Genomic DNA, 16,725 nt, shown 5'->3' on the forward strand with positions numbered 1-16,725 from the left:
CAATGAAAAATATAGTCATTTTAATTTTACTTTTTCTGTTTCTAGGATGCAATAATCAATCTTCTGAAAAAGAAACCCAATCTTTAACTTTAGAAGAAGGGTTCCAAAACCCACCAAACCAAGCCAGACCCAGAACGTGGTGGCATTGGATTAGTGGTAATGTTTCCAAATCTGGAATTACAAAAGATTTAGAAGCAATGAAACAAGTAGGAATTCAAGAAGCACAATTATTCAATGTGCATTTGGGTTTTCCAAAAGGTCCTGTAAAATATTTAAGCGAAGAATGGTTAGATTTATTTAAATTTTCTGCGGAAGAAGCCAAACGTTTGGATTTAGAATTGGCGTTTCACAATAGTGCAGGTTGGTCATCTTCTGGAGGTCCTTGGGTTACCGAAGAAAACGCGATGCAAACCGTTGTTTTTAGTGAAATTACTGTTCAAGGAAATCAAGATTACAAAGCGCAATTGCCAAAACCTAAAACAAAATATAATTATTATAAAGATATTGCTGTTTTAGCATTTCCAAAACCAAAAGCAACTCAAAAAATAGAAGGATTAGATTATAAAATATTATCAGAACGTATTCGAAATCATTTATTACCAGAAACCCAAGAAATTCCAAAAAATGCAACCATTTCGAAAGAAACGGTTATCAATTTAACTTCTAAAATATCTAATGATGGATTTTTAGATTGGAATGTTCCCAAAGGTGAGTGGATTGTGTTAAGGTTTGGACATACACCAATTGGTACTCAAAATCGTCCTGCGCCACCTGAAGCGAAAGGTTTAGAGGTAGATAAAATGAGTAAAACAGCGGTTGATGCCTATTGGAAAGTTGGCGTGCAACCTATAATTGACAAACTAGGTGATTTAATAGGAACAACTGTAAATAATTGTTTAATTGATAGTTATGAAGTAGAAACCACCAATTGGACAACAGGTTTTGATGCTCAATTTGAAAATTTAAGAGGCTACGATTTAACCTCGTATTTACCAACATTAGCAGGTTATTATATAGAAAGTGGTGAAGTTTCAGAACGTTTTTTGTGGGATTTTAGAAGAACTATTGGCGATTTAATTGCTGAAAACTACTATGCTCATTTTAGAGATTTATGTCATAAAAACGGTATGAAATTCTCTGTAGAACCGTATTGGGGACCTTTTGATAATATGCAAGTGGGCGCCACAGGAGATATTGTAATGTGTGAATTTTGGAGTGGTGGTTATCCGTTTTTCGATTCAGCGAAATTTGTGTCTTCTATTGCACATTTAAACGGAAGTTCTATTGTTGGAGCAGAGTCTTTTACTGGGATAGGTGGTTGGGACAAACACCCAGCGGATATAAAATCAATTGGAGATCAAGCTTGGGCGCAAGGGATTACACGCTTTATTTTTCATACCTACGTACATCAACCTTGGGATGTTGGACCTGGTTTAGCCCTGAGTTATCACGGTTTTGATTTTAACCGTTTAAATACTTGGTGGTCGCAAAGTAAAGGATATATGGATTATCTAGCCCGTTCTCAATATTTACTGCAACAAGGTAAAAATGTAGCCGATGTTTTAGTGTTTACAGGAGAATCCTCGCCAAATATTGGATTTATAAAACCCGAAATTAAAGCGATGGGTTTCGATTATGATTTGATTGGTGCGAATAAGTTGAAAGATTTAACCGTTAAAAACGGAACGATATATTCATCTGTTGGAAATACCTATAAAATATTGTCTTTACCAGAATGTGATTTTATAAAACCAGAAACACTAAAAAAAGTAAAAGAATTGGTAGATGGTGGTGCGACAGTAATTGGTAAAAAACCATCGCAATCGCCAAGTTTAAAAGATTACCCAAATTGTGATGATGAAGTTAAAAGGTATGTTGATGAATTGTGGTCTTCTGGTTTAGTGATAGATATTTCACTCGAAACTGTTTTAAACGAAAAAATACCAGATTTTAAAGTTGAAAATAGCGATAACACAGACCTCAGTTTTATCCACAGAAAAACGGAAGACGCAGACATTTACTTTATAGCCAACGCTAGAAAAGAAGCTAGAGAAATTGTAGCACGTTTTAGAGTAACTGGGAAACAACCAGAATTATGGAATTCAGAAAAAGGAACTATTGAAGACTTGGTGGTTTTTGAAGAAAATGAAGATGGTACAACCACTTTACCTTTGCAGTTGGGTTCAGAAGAATCTGTATTTGTTGTATTTAAAAAACTCGCAAACCCAACACATTTGGTTACTGCCAAAATGGAATTAGATGTACCAAATGATGAACCACTTTCAAACTTAAATATCATAAAAGCGGAATATGGTACTTTTTTGCAAGAAGGTTTAATTGATATTACAGACAAAGTAAATAATTCAATTAAAAACGGAACATTAGATTTTAAAATGTCGCGAGCTTTTTGCGATTGCGACCCTGCAATGGGTTACAAAAAAGAGTTTAGAATGGAATATCAAATTGGTGATACTAAAAAGCAATTGTATGCAGAAGAACGCGAACATATTAAAATTGATGCTGGAAATCAAAAATTAAAGGTGTTAAAAGCGGTATTCGGAAAATTTAAAGGAGAAACTACTGGTATCCCTCAACATTATAACACCTATGATGTTACCCGAGAGATACAAAAACAAGTGGCTTCCGGGAAATATAACATTCCAGTTACCGATAAATTAATAGGTAGTAAAATTCCTGAAGGAGACAAAACAACGCTAAAAATTATGTTTATCACAGAAGGAGAAGAACGAACAATGTTTATTCCTAAAGGTCAAATTTTAAAGCTATCAAAAGATAAGCCAAAACCGAAATTGGTTTATAATGATGATAAAATCAATTGGATAACACCTTATTCCGGAAAAATAACCCATACCAATCCATCAGGAGAATCAAAAACTGCTGAAGTAAAAGATGTACCTAAACCGATTGATTTATCGAGTGCTTGGGAAGTTGCCTTTCCTTTAGAAACAGGCGAAAGTTTAAACGAGAAGTTTAATGATTTAATCTCTTGGTCAAATCATAAGAACGAAAATATTCAGCATTTTTCAGGAACAGCAACATATAAAAAGGAGTTTATAATATCTAATGATTTACTTCAACCTGATAATAGTTTAGAATTAGATTTAGGTAGTGTTGCAGTAATTGCTGAAGTTAGTATTAACGAAAAAAAGATAACAACTTTATGGAAAGCGCCTTTTAGAACAAATATTAGTGATTTTGTTGTAAAAGGTAAGAATCTATTAGAAGTAAAGATAACCAATCTTTGGCCAAACAGATTAATTGGAGATGAGCAATTGCCATTAGATTATGAACGTAAAGGGAATAAAATAAAAAGTTTACCAGATTGGTTGGTAAATAGCACAACACGACCAACCGAGCGACAAACATTTTCTTCTTGGAAGCATTGGAATAAGGGTTCTGAGTTGTTGACTTCTGGATTGTTGGGACCTGTAAAAATTAGAATTAATAAAATAATAGAAATAGAATAATGATTAAAAAACAATGTACACTTATAATATGTTTATGCTTTTTGTTATTAAACTGTAATTCTAAAAAAACAGTTTCAACAAAAAAGATAGAAACAAATACTACCGTTGATTATTTTGCCGATAATGGTTTTGGTAATGCAGTGGCTATTGTGCAACATCCATCAGGAGTCTATCATAAAGGTGTTACATATATTGCTTATCAAGGGGCTTTAGAAGATCCTTATGTAGCTTCCTATAATCACGAAACGAAAGAATGGAAAGGTCCATACAAGGCGGGTGTAAGTGAGCAGGGAAAAGACCCTAACCGTAAAAAGAAAATAGACAATCATGGAAAACCAGCTCTTCTAATAGATGATGCTGGATATATTCACATTGCTTTTGGAGGACATGGTGGTAGGCCATCAGATGGTAAGAATCCCTTAGGAAATCATCATTATGGGAAAAACATACATGCAGTTTCTAAAAAACCATTAGATATTTCTGCTTGGGAAACACTAGATAATGTGTCGTTATTTGGTACCTATAGTCAGTTTGTAAAAATGGATAATGGAGATATCTATCTTTTTTATCGTCATGGAGCACATAGAAGCAATTGGGTATATCAAAAATCCATCGATAACGGTGTAACGTTTAGTGAACCCGTTTCGTTTTTAAAACATAAAAGAAAGAAAGATGAAGAAGCAGAAGATTCTTGGTATCCGTGGGTGAGTAAAGGAAATGGAAACGATATTATTGTAGCATTCGATTATCATATATGTAGAGATAATAAAAATAGTCAAGATGCAAGAGGTCATATTCCTGAAAGACACAATTTGTATTATATGGTTTTTGATACAAAAAATAACGAATGGAAAAATGTTAAAAACGAGCTTCTAAAAATGCCACTCACAAAAGAAATGGCAGATAAAAAAACTTTGATAACAAATACCGGTACAGATTGGACTTTTCAGGGTGTAGCAGATGTAGATTCAAGCGGAAATCCACAGGTTATTGTGTTGGTTGGCTCAGATATAGGAGAAAAAAGAAGTGGACCAAAACGTTTACAACATTTTAGATGGGATGGAACAGAATGGGTGCAAAGTAAAGACTCTGGACTTCCAATTGGTAATGGTGATTTAGAAGTGAAATCTAACAGAGAAGTAAGTGTTTATCTAGAAAGTAAAACCAATGATAATATTGGAGAAATAAGCAGATGGGATAGTTTTGATGGTGGAACGTCGTTTAAAAAAAGTAAAGTATTTTTAAGTAGAGAAAAATCTGGATTTATAATATCTGCTCTTATTGATAATGCGCATCCAGATGCTAGAATGATTGTGGCAGAAAAAGAACCTGGAACCGATTTTAGAAAAATGTATCTTATTGGAGATAATGGCCCTATTACACGAAATAAAGACGAAACTTTACTTGAAAAAACTACAATGAATCAAAAAAATAATTAATAAATTTAACCTGAAATGAAAACAATGAAAATTATTCAAAGAACATTACTAGTTTCTTTAATGTTTTGTTTTACAATGTCTTGTGCAAATAAAACAAAAAAAGAAGCTGTTAAAGCAGAACAGAATGCAACACAACCTCCAAATGTTGTTTTCATTCTATCCGACGATCAATCTTGGACAGATTATAGTTTTATGGGAGATGGAAACATAGAAACTCCACGCATAGATCAATTTACAGAAGAGAGTTTAACATTTACAAGAGGCTATGTGCCAACACCTTTATGTTCTCCTTCTTTAGCTACAATCATTACAGGTTTATATCCAAAAAATCATGGTATTATAGGAAATGATAAGGTTTATGAACGAGGAGCAGATAGAAAAGAAAGTAGAAATAATAGAAATGAAGCTTACAAACCTATAATCGCAGCATTTGAAAAGCAAACAACCCTTCCAGATATGCTTAAGGAAAAAGGGTATTTATCATTTCAAACTGGAAAATGGTGGCATGGAAACCACAAAATTGGTGGTTTTGATTATGGGATGACACATGGTGATCCTGAGCGTGGCGGAAGACATGGAGATTATGGTTTAGAAATAGGACGAAAAGGTTTAGATACAATTAATAGTTATGTTGACTTGGCTTTAAAAGAGAAGAAGCCGTTCTTTTTATGGTATGCACCATTTTTACCGCACAGACCTCATAATCCACCACAACGATTACTAGATAAGTACTTAAAAAAAACAGATTCGGAGCACATGGCTAAATACTGGGCAATGTGCGAATGGTTTGATGAAACTTGCGGACAGTTATTCGATTTAATAGATGATAAAGGATTAACAGAAAATACATTATTTGTTTATGTATGCGATAATGGATGGAAACAAGATCCTGAAAAAAGTGGTTATATAAAAACATCTAAACGCGCACCTTATGATTTAGGAATTCGTACACCAATTATGTACAAATGGGCAGGTAAAATAACACCTAAAATAGATGCTGAAACTATTGTAAGTAGTATAGATATGGTGCCTACAGTGCTTGATATTCTAGGAATTAAAAAACCTAAAAATTTGCCAGGAGTTAATGTTTTAGATAAAAAAGCATTAACTGAACGTAAAGGTGTTTTTGGAGAAGTATATGCGCATGATTTTGATACAATTGAAAATAGCATGTACTATAATATGGCAATTTTTCCTCCATATAAAATCATTGTACCAGATCCAGTAAGAAAAAAAGAAGAAATAGTGCAGCTATTTAATATAGATGACGACCCTTATGAAAAGAATAATATTGCTGAAAGTAATCCAGAGATTGTTGAAGATTTAAAAGAAAAAATTAAGAAATTTAGAAATAATTAATACATAAAAAATTAAATATAATATGAAAAAATTAAGTTATTTATTTGTATTAATGTTGGTTGTATCCGCATGTGGAAATAAAGAAGAAGCTAATATAGAAGAAACTGCAACTAATAAACCAAATGTATTGTTTATTGCTGTAGACGATTTAAATACTTGGTTAGGGTGTTTAAATAATTATTCAAATACCAAAACACCAAATATAGATAAACTGGCAGCATCAGGTGTATTATTTTCAAATGCGCACTGTCAAGCGCCATTATGTGGTCCTTCAAGAGCTTCAATAATGACAGGTTTACGTCCGTCAACAACAGGTATTTATGGAATGACACCTGATGAAAAAGTACGTTCAGAAAATCCAGCTACAAAAGACATTACTTTTCTTCCAGAATATTTTGAAAATAATGGTTACCACACCATGGGAATTGGAAAGTTGTTTCATATAAATGCACCAAAAGGTGTTTTTAATGAAAATGGTGGACGTGTAAAAGGGTTTGGACCTTTGCCTGAAAAACGATTTGTATGGGATGGTTTTGGAACTTCAAAAGAAAAAAAGAGAAAATATGGGCGTACAAGTACAGATTGGGGCGCTTTTCCTGAATCAGATACTTTAATGCCAGATCACCAATCGGTTGATTGGACCATTGAACGTTTAAATAAAAAATACGATAAGCCATTTTTTATGGCCCTAGGTTTTCTACGTCCTCATGTACCTTTATATGTACCACAAAAATGGTTTGATATGCATCCGTTAGAAGGAATTGAAGTAGCACCATATCAATCAGATGATTTAAATGATATTCCTAATGTAGGGCTTCAAATTAACGATTTACCAATGATGCCTTCAACAGAATGGGCAAAAGAAACAGGAGAATGGAAAAAAATTATTCAAGCTTATTTGGCCTGTGTAAGTTTTGTGGATTATGAAATAGGACGTGTTATGGAAGCGCTTGAAAATAGTGAATATGCTGATAATACAGTAATTGTTTTATGGTCTGATCACGGATATCGTTTAGGTGAAAAAGGAACCTTTGCTAAACATGCATTATGGGAAACTGCCACAAAAGCACCATTAATGTTTGCAGGTCCAAATGTACCTAAAGGAAAAAAAATTGATGCTCCTGTTGAAATGCTTTCAATTTACCCAACCCTATTAGAATTAAGTGGCTTACCTGCATATGGTAGAAATGAAGGAATTAGTTTAGTGCCAATAATGAGGGGTGGAAAGAATGAAGAAGGCGTATATGCATTAACCACTTTTGGTAAAGATAACCACTCAATAAAAGCAAACGGATATCGGTATATTCAATATGAAGATGGAACGGAAGAGTTTTACGATCATAAAAAAGATCCGAACGAATGGAAAAATGAAGCGAAGAATCCTGATTACAAAGATGAAATTGAAGCATTTAAAAAGTACTTGCCAACAATTAATGCTAAATGGGATCCAAATTCATCGTATACTTTTCAGCCTTATTTTGTGGATCAAAAAACCCGAGTAAACGGTTCAGATGGAAAACCAGTTAAGGTTATAGGAGCAGCTCATTAAATAACGAATCTTTATATTTAATTGTAATTTAAAATTATTTATGATGAAAGAATATAAGTACTTTATTTTAGTGTTAATTACGCTAAATTCAAGTTTCATTTTTGCACAAAACCCAATTCTTAAGGGCTTGGGAGTGTCAGATCCACACATCCGTGTTTTTAATGATACCATTTATTTATATTCTGGGCACGATGCCACTCCTGATGATAAAATTTGGACGATGAGAGATTGGCGTGTATTTTCTTCAACCGATTTAACTGACTGGAAGTTACGTTATAAAATCAGTCCGAAAGAGAATTATATGGACGATAATAGTACCGATTGCTGGGCGAGTGATGCAGCGAGCAGAAACGGAAAGTACTATTTCTATTTTTCAGATAGAAAACGAGGTGTTGGAGTAATGACTTCAGATGCTCCAACAGGTCAGTTTATAGATCCCTTAAATAAGCCATTAGTTGCTCCAATGCACGATCCAACAATTTTAATTGATGATGATGCAAATAAAACACCGTACTTAATTTATGGAGATAAAGAAGGAGGTGGATTTCATATAACAAAGTTAAATGAAGATATGATTTCTGTCGCAGAAACCCCAAAACCCATAAAAATTAATGGGCAAGAGTGGAAGAATGCGCCTCATTGGATGGATAAAAATTACATATTCAAACATAAAGACACCTACTATTTAAGTTGGGGTAGAGATTATGCAACATCTAAAAATGTTTATGGACCTTATGAAAGTGTTGGGCCTTTAGGTGAAGGTCATCATCTAAGCGAGTATGCACACGGTAGCTTTTTTAAATGGAAAGGTCAATTTTACCATATTTGGTGTTACTACCTCAAAAAAGGCTTCAAGTTTAGAGAATCTATTATTACCTATTGCCATATGGATGATGATGGGGAAATTGTAACAGATACTAATTTTTTAGATCAACATTTCAGCAATGGAGTTGGACAGTATAATGCTTCTTGGGAAAAAATTGAAGCAGAATGGTTTTACGAAAAATCATCAGAAGAAATCCTAAAAACTGGCAGTAAAGAAAAAGGTTTTACACTTGTTAACATCAAAAATGGTGATTGGATACAATTTGCGAATGTAACATTCAATAAAAAATATCAAAAAATAATTGCAAATATTTCTTTTGACGGTAAAAAAGGAACGTTAGAAATAAGAACAAAAAGTCCAAAAGGCAAGTGTATTGGAAAGATAAAATTATCACCTGAAAATCAATTGAAAACTTTTCAGAAAATAGAATCCAAAATAAATAATAGTATAGAAGTAACGGATATTTATTTAGTTTTTAAAACAGAAAAAGGTAGTTTATTAAAATTAGATTGGGTAAAATTTGAATAAAATTATGAGTAAGAATTTAAGTATAGTAATTTTTAAAATCCTAAAAGGAGCCATTTCGTTTTTAGCTTTTTTAAGCATTGTTTTTATGTTTTCTTGTAGTTCTAATAAAACAAAAAAAGCAGAAACAAAAAAAAAGAAACCAAACATCGTATTCATATTTGCAGATGATTTAGGTTGGACAGATATAAGCACAGGAAATACAAATGGAAATAACGGTTCTAAAATATATGAGACTCCTGTAATCGATAAATTAGCATCTCAAGGGATGTCTTTTACAAATGCCTATACCAACCAAAATTGTGCACCATCAAGAGCAGCTTTAATTAGTGGGCAATATGCAACAGGAGTAGATAATCAGGTATATAATGTGGGCTCTTTAAAAAGACAAGACAAAAGAACCAAAGGATTTCCAAATGTACTTATTGAGCCTTTCAAGCAAAAAAAAGTAATTGCAGAAGATGGTATCAATATGTTTGATGTTTTAAAAACAAAAGGCTATCAAACAGCATTAGTGGGTAAAAGTCACGGAACTCCACATCCTTTAAAAGGTGATTATGGTATAGATTTACCAGCAGATATTCATCACATTATAGCGGCTCCTATTAAAGGGAAAAGAACAAAATCTTTCTATTTAGCACTAAATTCCGATAAAAAAGGATGGACGTTTAATTCAGAGTTTGTAGATAAATATGCAAACCCTTATGATGATGAATACCTTAATACGATTTTAAAACCTTATGCATCTCAAGGAGATATAACTCTTTTAAAAGGAACTCCAAAACACCTTACAGATGCAATTGGAGATTTCTCTGTAGATTATATCAAAGAAAAAGCAAATGACGAAAATCCGTTCTTTTTATACATTCCTTTTCACGCAGTTCATTCTGATGTTACTGGCAGAAAAGATTTAACCGAAAAGTATTTGAAACGCGGATTAAAACCAAGAGTTGCAGAATATGCTTCTATGATTGAATTGTTAGACCAAAATGTGGGGAAAATAAATAATGCTTTAAAAGATCCAAATGGAGATGGAAATTATGAAGATGACATTACAGAAAACACCATTTTTATATTTTATTCTGATAATGGAGGATTATTTAAAAATACACCATTGAAAGGTGAAAAAGGAAATTTAACAGAAGGTGGTCTTAGAGTTCCATTAATTTTCAGATATCCAAATGTGATACAAGAAAATTCGGTAACCAATCAAGCAGTACATTGTATAGATTTTCTACCCACTTTTGCAGATTTAGTTGGGGTTGATTTAGCTACATTAAAAAAGAAAGATGGAAACAAACCTAAATATGATGGAGCTTCTTTTGCAAAAGTTTTAACAGGAAATGCAAAAAGAATCTCAAGAAATAATTTGTTTTGGCATCTTCCAGGATATATGGATGAACGTTTTTCACCATCAACACTTATTCAATCAAGAATAGGAGATACGTATTATAAACTATTTTATTTTTATGAAACTGAAGCATTTGAAATGTATAATATCACCAAAGATATTTCTGAAGAAAGAAATATTTTAGAAAACCCTTCATCTAAAGAAATGGAAATTGCATTGCAAATGAATGCAGATATGTTAGCTTGGTTAAAAACCAATAATGCTCCAACAGGAACTTGGGTTAAAAACAAACAAAAAGTACCTTATCCTAAAGTAGAAGGTGTAAAAAAATATCAATAATAGAATTTAAGAAATGAGTAAAAAGTTTTCAATTTTACCTTTTTTGGTAGTGATGAGTGTAGCATTTACAGGATGTTTGACTAATAATAAATCTAACAATGTTGCTAAAGTTGATGCAAATCAGAAAGAAAAACCCAACATCATATTTTATTTAGCAGACGACCAAGATGTTTACGATTATGGTTGTTATGGTAATGAAAAAGTAAATACTTCTGCTGTAGATAGGTTAGCAAAAGAAGGAATGTTATTTACCAATGCATTTACTGCTCAAGCCATTTGTGCACCAAGTAGATCTCAAGTTTTTACAGGAAAATATCCTGTTAAAAATGGATGTTTTGCAAATCATACAGCAACAAGACCCCATATAGAAAGTGTAACTTCTAGAATGAAAAAGTTGGGTTATCAAGTTGTTTTGGCAGGGAAAAGCCACGTAAAACCAGCAAGTGTTTACCAGTGGGACAAAGAATGGGAACCAGTTCCTAAAATAGATGTACCAAGAGATTATATTCCTCTAGACAGTATTGAGAGTTATTTAAAAACTGCCAAAAAACCATTTTGTATGTTCATCACCTCAAAATATCCTCATGGAAAATATTTTGATGTTAAAAACCCAGATGTAAATAACCTAAAGTTTTATCCTTTTAATGAAGATAAAAAGAATAATGAAGCATACATAAAAAGTAGATCAGGTTATTACAGAAGTATTGAAGAAGATAATACTCAGATAGAAAAAGTTTTAGCATTAGTAGATACATATTTAAATGAAAATACTTTATTTATTTATAGTGCAGACCATGGAGTTTCAGGTAAATTTACAGTAAAAGACATTGGTTTAAAAGTACCTTTTGTAGTACGTTGGCCAAAAGTGATTAAAGCAGGAACAACATCAAATCAGTTGATACATTATACAGATGTGTTACCAACTTTTATGGAACTTGCAGGAGGTAAACCAGTACAAGATATTGATGGTAAGAGTTTTTTACCAATCTTAAAAGGAAAAGATGTGGCTGTTCATAAATATGTGTATGGAGTAAGAACCAATCAGAACATTCTAAATTCAGAGATTTTCCCATCAAGAATGATTCGTGATAAACGTTATAAATACATCAGAAATTTTAATTCATTAGAAGTTGTTGAACAAAATTTAACAGGAAAACCAAATGTAGATTATTTTATAAAAAGAGGAGCAAACAAATTTAAAAACGAACCTTTTGAAGAATTGTACGATTTAGAAAATGATCCTTTTGAACAAAACAACTTAGCAAATAACCCTGAATTTAAGTTGATGAAAAAGCAATTAGTAACAGATATGTTTACTTGGATGAAAGCTCAAGGCGATATTTTGGATGAAACAATTGGGAATATGCCAATTATTACGCCCAAAGGTAAAAAAGGATTCAAGTTAGACCAAGATACACCTCGAAGAAAAATTCCAGATTCTATAAAAAATTCACTCACAAAAGACGATTATATCGTTATAAAACATTGGTAATATTATGATGATAAAAAAACTTTTTACTTACATATTTGCTTTATCCATTCTTTTAGTTTCCTGTAAATCCTCAAAAGAGAAAACTGAAGCTACTCAAAATCAAAAACCAATGAATGTTTTGTTCATTGCTATAGATGATTTACGTCCAGAGTTAAATATTTATGGGGCAAAACATATAAAATCTCCAAATTTAGATAAACTAGCTAGTGAAAGTTTGGTCTTTAATAGAGCCTATTGCAATGTACCTGTTTGTGGTGCTTCAAGAGCCAGTTTACTAACCAGTATTCTACCAACAAAAACACGTTTTATAGATTATAGAGCAAAAGCAGAAGAAGATGTTCCAAATGCAAAAACATTACCAGGTCTTTTTAAAGAAGCTGGTTATACAAGTATTTCTAATGGAAAAATTTTTCATTATAATAAAGATGTTCAAGAAGCAAGTTGGAGCGAAAACCCTTGGATGCCAAAAGGAGGACATAGAGTAAGTTATGACCCTAAAACTAACGGCGTGATTATGAAATCTGGAAATGGACGTGTTTATGAAGCTCCAGAAGTTGATGATAGTGCTTATCCAGATTATAAAATCGCACAAAAAACGATCAAAGATTTACGCCGTTTTAAAGAATCAGGAGAATCATTTTTTATGGCTTGCGGATTTTTTAGACCTCATATGCCTTTTTATGCACCTAAAAAATACTGGGATTTATATGAACGAGATTCAATAGAGATTGCAGATAATCGTCATTTGCCTGAAAATGCTCCAAAATCTTTAAGAGGTAGTGGAGAATTTAAGAGCTATAGCTTTGGTGATTATAAACCCAATACTGTAGAATTTCACAAAATGATGCGCCATGGATATTATGCTTGCGTTAGTTATGTAGATCAGTTAGTTGGTGAAGTTTTAAATGAGCTTGAAACACTTGGATTGGCAAAAAATACAATTGTAGTAGTTTGGGGAGATCATGGTTGGCATTTGGGAGAGCATGAGTTTTGGGGAAAACACAATACTTTACATAACGCTTTACAGGTACCTTTAGTGGTAAAAGTTCCAGGAAAATCAACAGGAAAACATACTGAAGCATTGGTAGAAAGTGTAGATATTTATCCAACTCTCTGCGATTTGGCAAACATACCTGTACCAAATTATATTATGGGAAAAAGTTTTAAAGCTACTTTAGATAATCCTGAGAAGTCTTTTAGAGCATATACTTATGCTCGTTTTAAAAAAGCAGATGCTATAGTAACCGATGATTTTACTTATTCTCTGTTTGAAAATGGAGAAGAGATGTTATATAATCGTAAACATGATCCAGCAGAAAATAAGAATATGGTTGCAGATGTTAAATATAAAGAGGTGCTTAAAGAAATGCGAAATGCATTAAAAAGAAAACAAGAAAAGGCAAATAAATACAAATAAAAGAACTTGCTGTTGAATTGAGAGCAAAGTGGGGGAAAGATTTTCTTGTTGATACTAGATCTTCAAAATCCAAACATTAGTGATTGAGATGGTTTTCTAATATGAGTTTTGTTTTAGATGGAAATAATTGTTTTAAATGAAGTAAAATAATTCAATAATTTTTTCACACCAAATTCACCAGTATTATTAAAAAAGAAGAATTAAATTGTAAAACCATAATCATGAAGTTAACATTACATACTATAATTTTTACAACCCTATTAGGCGTATTTATAATGTTTAATACCTTAGCACAAGTCAAAGTAATTAACGAAAGCATTAGTAATGTTGATGAAAGTGCACTTAATTTTGACGGAAAGTATTCTAGTGCTATAAATGGAAGAACATTTCAAAAAGATGCATTAATTTCCCATAAAGGGTATCAGTACGTTGTTTATTACAATAGTGAACGTCGTGTTTGTATTAGTCGTAGGTCACTGCCAAATGGTGAATGGAAAACCATTCGTTTTATGGACTATCATTTTAAAAGTAGCGATTCGCATAATGCAATATCAATGGGGATTTGCCCAAATGATGGTACCATACATGTAGCATTTGACCATCATGTAGATACGCTTCATTATAGAGTGTCTATAAAAGGCTTAGCAAATAATCCTAAAACTATGAAATGGGATGCGAGTTCATTTGGTCCAATTTTACCTGAGCTAGAGAAAGGAAAACCTTTTAAATTAACGTATCCAAAATTTTGGCAAACACCAGAAGGGAATCTTCAATTCAACTATCGTGTTCGCGGTTCAGGAAATGGAGATAGAATGTTGGTAGATTATAATGCTGCTATTGGAAAATGGGAAAACACACGCCAAATTGATAGTGCTGAGGGTATTTTTAAAGACGCTTTAGGTGTAAGTGATTCAAGATGTTCTTATCCCAATGGTTACGATTATGACAACGAAGGAACATTGCATGCAACTTGGGTTTGGAGAGAGAATAGTCAAGGTGCAAATCACGATTTAGTGTATGTATATAGTAAAGATAAAGGAAATACATGGAAAAATAATGTAGGAAAATCTTTAAAGGAAATTCCTCAGGTTAATTCAGAAGGAATTGTTGTAGCTCCTATTCGTAGAGAGTTGGGGTTAATGAATGATCACGGGCAAGCAATTGATTCTAAAAATCGTATACATGTTGTAATGTACCATAGTACTGAGAAAACTATTAAAGACTCAGGTAGTGTTTTAGGTGCATCACGCTGGGGGCCAGGAGAGGCAAGGCGTTATCACCACTACTGGAGAGACGTTAATGGACAGTGGCAACATTTTGAAATGGATCTTAAGGTAGGAAACCGACCAAAAGTATTTGTTGATAACCAAGATAATTTAATTATGATTTATGCAGGTAGTAATAATTTAGTTATTGAAAATAATGATCAAGATAATAGAGATTTAATAATTGCAGTGGCTACAGCTAAAAATAATTGGAAAGATTGGCATATTCAACATACAGTAAAAGGACCTTATATGAATGATATGTTAGGTGATTTTTATCGTTGGAAAGAGGAAAGTGTTTTATCTGTTATACTTCAAGATGTTCCAAATGGGAACAAAGAATCGAGTACTTTAAAAGTAGTAGATTTAATTTTCAAATAAATATAAAATTAGAATATAGTTAAGAGAAAAATGGCTAAAAAATCTCTTTTCAAAAGTTAAAAAATTAAACAAATGAGAAGTCTATTCATTTTAATCTTAGTAGTGTTTTTATTTTCAAACTGTTATTAATCAAAGCAATCTAAATAATTAAAAGCGGTCCAGGGAAAAATAAATAAAGTTGAGCAACCTTTAGTTATTCAGTTTATTATAGATGGTTTAATGAAAGATGCTGCTGAGACGGCTATTGCGGAGGGAGCTGAGAACTTAAAATATTTTGCTGAAAATGGAGTTTTGGTACAAGACGCCTATTCTAATAGTCCGGTAGGTAGAGTAAAATTACCAGATGGAAGTGAGCCTTGGGGAGGTGCATCTCTACCCAATATTGGCATGCACACAGGAACGCATGTTTTTGAAACACAAGATTTAGATGATATTTTTTTATCAGCAAAACTAAAAGGAATTAAATCGGTTTATGTTGGAGGGCATACCTTGTATGATGTTTTTATAACTGCAAATTTTCATTATGCAGAGATAATGCCCGACACTAAAGTAGTTGACTTAGCCATAAAACAAATCAAGGAAGATGGTGCAAGATTAGTGCGTTTGCATTTACAAGAAATTAGAAGTTCTTGGAAAGGTTCACAAGGAAAAACAAATCCAGATTCTAAATATATTAAAGCAATTTTAAATGCTGATGCTGAATTAGGAAAGCTTGTTACATTTTTGAAAAATGAAGGTTTATGGGAAACCTCATTTTTTATTATATCAGCAGATCACGGTATGGGAACTTTAAAAAAGAGTAATCACCTTTCAGAACAATTATCTTCTTGGCAGATTTATATGAATTTTTATGGACCAAGTGTAAAAAAAAGGAGCAAAAATCCCTTATGCTGAATCTCCCGATGTGGCTTTAATGACTAATTATTTTATGGGCTCACCGCCATTAAAAGGTTATACTTCAAAAGTAAACTATCTAAAAAAATCAACTACTACGGGTGTTTTTTTTAAAAATATACTCAATGGTAATTTGGAAGATTTAGATCATCCTTGGTGGATAAAAACTTATTTAGATGCTAATGCAGGTCCGCCTCCAAATGATTATCTTCATTACAGGCAAGCAATGATTAATTTTATTAATAATCATGAAATTAAATAGTATTTTGCTATTTTATAATTTGTAACCATATGTACTTGTTTTTGAAACTTAGATAAGTTTTTTAAAACAGGTTTAACAATTAAAATAAACTTATGAATTAGTACTCATCTTAAAAAAGATGGCAATTCTTTTAAAAAC

11 protein-coding genes are annotated in these 16,725 nt (G+C 32.4%); all 11 read left to right on the forward strand.

Annotated elements, in window-relative coordinates:
- Positions 1-2 precede the first annotated feature (2 nt).
- Positions 3-3,488: a glycosyl hydrolase gene (locus MKD41_RS01365; RefSeq protein ID WP_240243657.1), complete on the forward strand. Its 3,486-nt coding sequence runs from the start codon at positions 3-5 to the stop codon at positions 3,486-3,488.
- A complete protein-coding gene (locus tag MKD41_RS01370; protein ID WP_240243658.1) occupies positions 3,488-4,927 on the forward strand; it encodes a BNR-4 repeat-containing protein in 1,440 nt (479 codons plus the stop codon). The genes MKD41_RS01365 and MKD41_RS01370 overlap by 1 nt, the downstream gene beginning before the upstream one ends.
- A 15-nt stretch (positions 4,928-4,942) precedes the next feature.
- On the forward strand, positions 4,943-6,286 hold the full coding sequence (locus tag MKD41_RS01375) for a sulfatase-like hydrolase/transferase (RefSeq protein WP_240243659.1): 1,344 nt from the start codon (positions 4,943-4,945) through the stop codon (positions 6,284-6,286).
- Between the two features lie 22 nt (positions 6,287-6,308).
- Positions 6,309-7,835, forward strand: a complete 1,527-nt coding sequence (locus MKD41_RS01380) for a sulfatase (protein ID WP_240243660.1) — start codon at positions 6,309-6,311, stop codon at positions 7,833-7,835.
- 43 nt (positions 7,836-7,878) lie between these two features.
- The gene (locus MKD41_RS01385; protein ID WP_240243661.1) at positions 7,879-9,189 is read left to right on the forward strand and encodes a family 43 glycosylhydrolase; all 1,311 of its coding nucleotides are present in this window, start codon (positions 7,879-7,881) and stop codon (positions 9,187-9,189) included.
- 4 nt (positions 9,190-9,193) lie between these two features.
- Positions 9,194-10,876, forward strand: a complete 1,683-nt coding sequence (locus MKD41_RS01390) for a sulfatase-like hydrolase/transferase (RefSeq protein ID WP_240243662.1) — start codon at positions 9,194-9,196, stop codon at positions 10,874-10,876.
- Positions 10,877-10,889: 13 nt separating this feature from the next.
- Complete coding sequence (locus MKD41_RS01395) at positions 10,890-12,368, forward strand: sulfatase family protein (RefSeq protein ID WP_240243663.1); 1,479 nt, start codon at positions 10,890-10,892, stop codon at positions 12,366-12,368.
- A gap of 109 nt (positions 12,369-12,477) precedes the next feature.
- A complete protein-coding gene (locus MKD41_RS01400) occupies positions 12,478-13,785 on the forward strand; it encodes a sulfatase (RefSeq protein ID WP_240243664.1) in 1,308 nt (435 codons plus the stop codon).
- 221 nt (positions 13,786-14,006) lie between these two features.
- A complete protein-coding gene (locus tag MKD41_RS01405; protein ID WP_240243665.1) occupies positions 14,007-15,431 on the forward strand; it encodes a BNR repeat-containing protein in 1,425 nt (474 codons plus the stop codon).
- Positions 15,432-15,650: 219 nt separating this feature from the next.
- Positions 15,651-16,325, forward strand: coding sequence for an alkaline phosphatase family protein (locus MKD41_RS01410; protein WP_240243666.1), 675 nt, complete (start codon positions 15,651-15,653; stop codon positions 16,323-16,325).
- Positions 16,326-16,335: 10 nt separating this feature from the next.
- Positions 16,336-16,587, forward strand: coding sequence for a hypothetical protein (locus MKD41_RS01415; protein WP_240243667.1), 252 nt, complete (start codon positions 16,336-16,338; stop codon positions 16,585-16,587).
- Positions 16,588-16,725: the final 138 nt, after the last annotated feature.

The sequence above is a fragment of the Lutibacter sp. A64 genome (assembly GCF_022429565.1).
Taxonomy (GTDB): Bacteria; Bacteroidota; Bacteroidia; order Flavobacteriales; family Flavobacteriaceae; genus Lutibacter.

What these genes read in the sequence shown, in the direction of transcription:
- MKD41_RS01365 (WP_240243657.1), top strand. Translation starts at nt 3, where the DNA reads ATGAAAAATATAGTCATTTTAATTTTACTTTTTCTGTTTCTAGGATGC.
- MKD41_RS01370 (WP_240243658.1), top strand. Translation starts at nt 3,488, where the DNA reads ATGATTAAAAAACAATGTACACTTATAATATGTTTATGCTTTTTGTTA.
- MKD41_RS01375 (WP_240243659.1), top strand. Translation starts at nt 4,943, where the DNA reads ATGAAAACAATGAAAATTATTCAAAGAACATTACTAGTTTCTTTAATG.
- MKD41_RS01380 (WP_240243660.1), top strand. Translation starts at nt 6,309, where the DNA reads ATGAAAAAATTAAGTTATTTATTTGTATTAATGTTGGTTGTATCCGCA.
- MKD41_RS01385 (WP_240243661.1), top strand. Translation starts at nt 7,879, where the DNA reads ATGAAAGAATATAAGTACTTTATTTTAGTGTTAATTACGCTAAATTCA.
- MKD41_RS01390 (WP_240243662.1), top strand. Translation starts at nt 9,194, where the DNA reads ATGAGTAAGAATTTAAGTATAGTAATTTTTAAAATCCTAAAAGGAGCC.
- MKD41_RS01395 (WP_240243663.1), top strand. Translation starts at nt 10,890, where the DNA reads ATGAGTAAAAAGTTTTCAATTTTACCTTTTTTGGTAGTGATGAGTGTA.
- MKD41_RS01400 (WP_240243664.1), top strand. Translation starts at nt 12,478, where the DNA reads ATGAATGTTTTGTTCATTGCTATAGATGATTTACGTCCAGAGTTAAAT.
- MKD41_RS01405 (WP_240243665.1), top strand. Translation starts at nt 14,007, where the DNA reads ATGAAGTTAACATTACATACTATAATTTTTACAACCCTATTAGGCGTA.
- MKD41_RS01410 (WP_240243666.1), top strand. Translation starts at nt 15,651, where the DNA reads ATGAAAGATGCTGCTGAGACGGCTATTGCGGAGGGAGCTGAGAACTTA.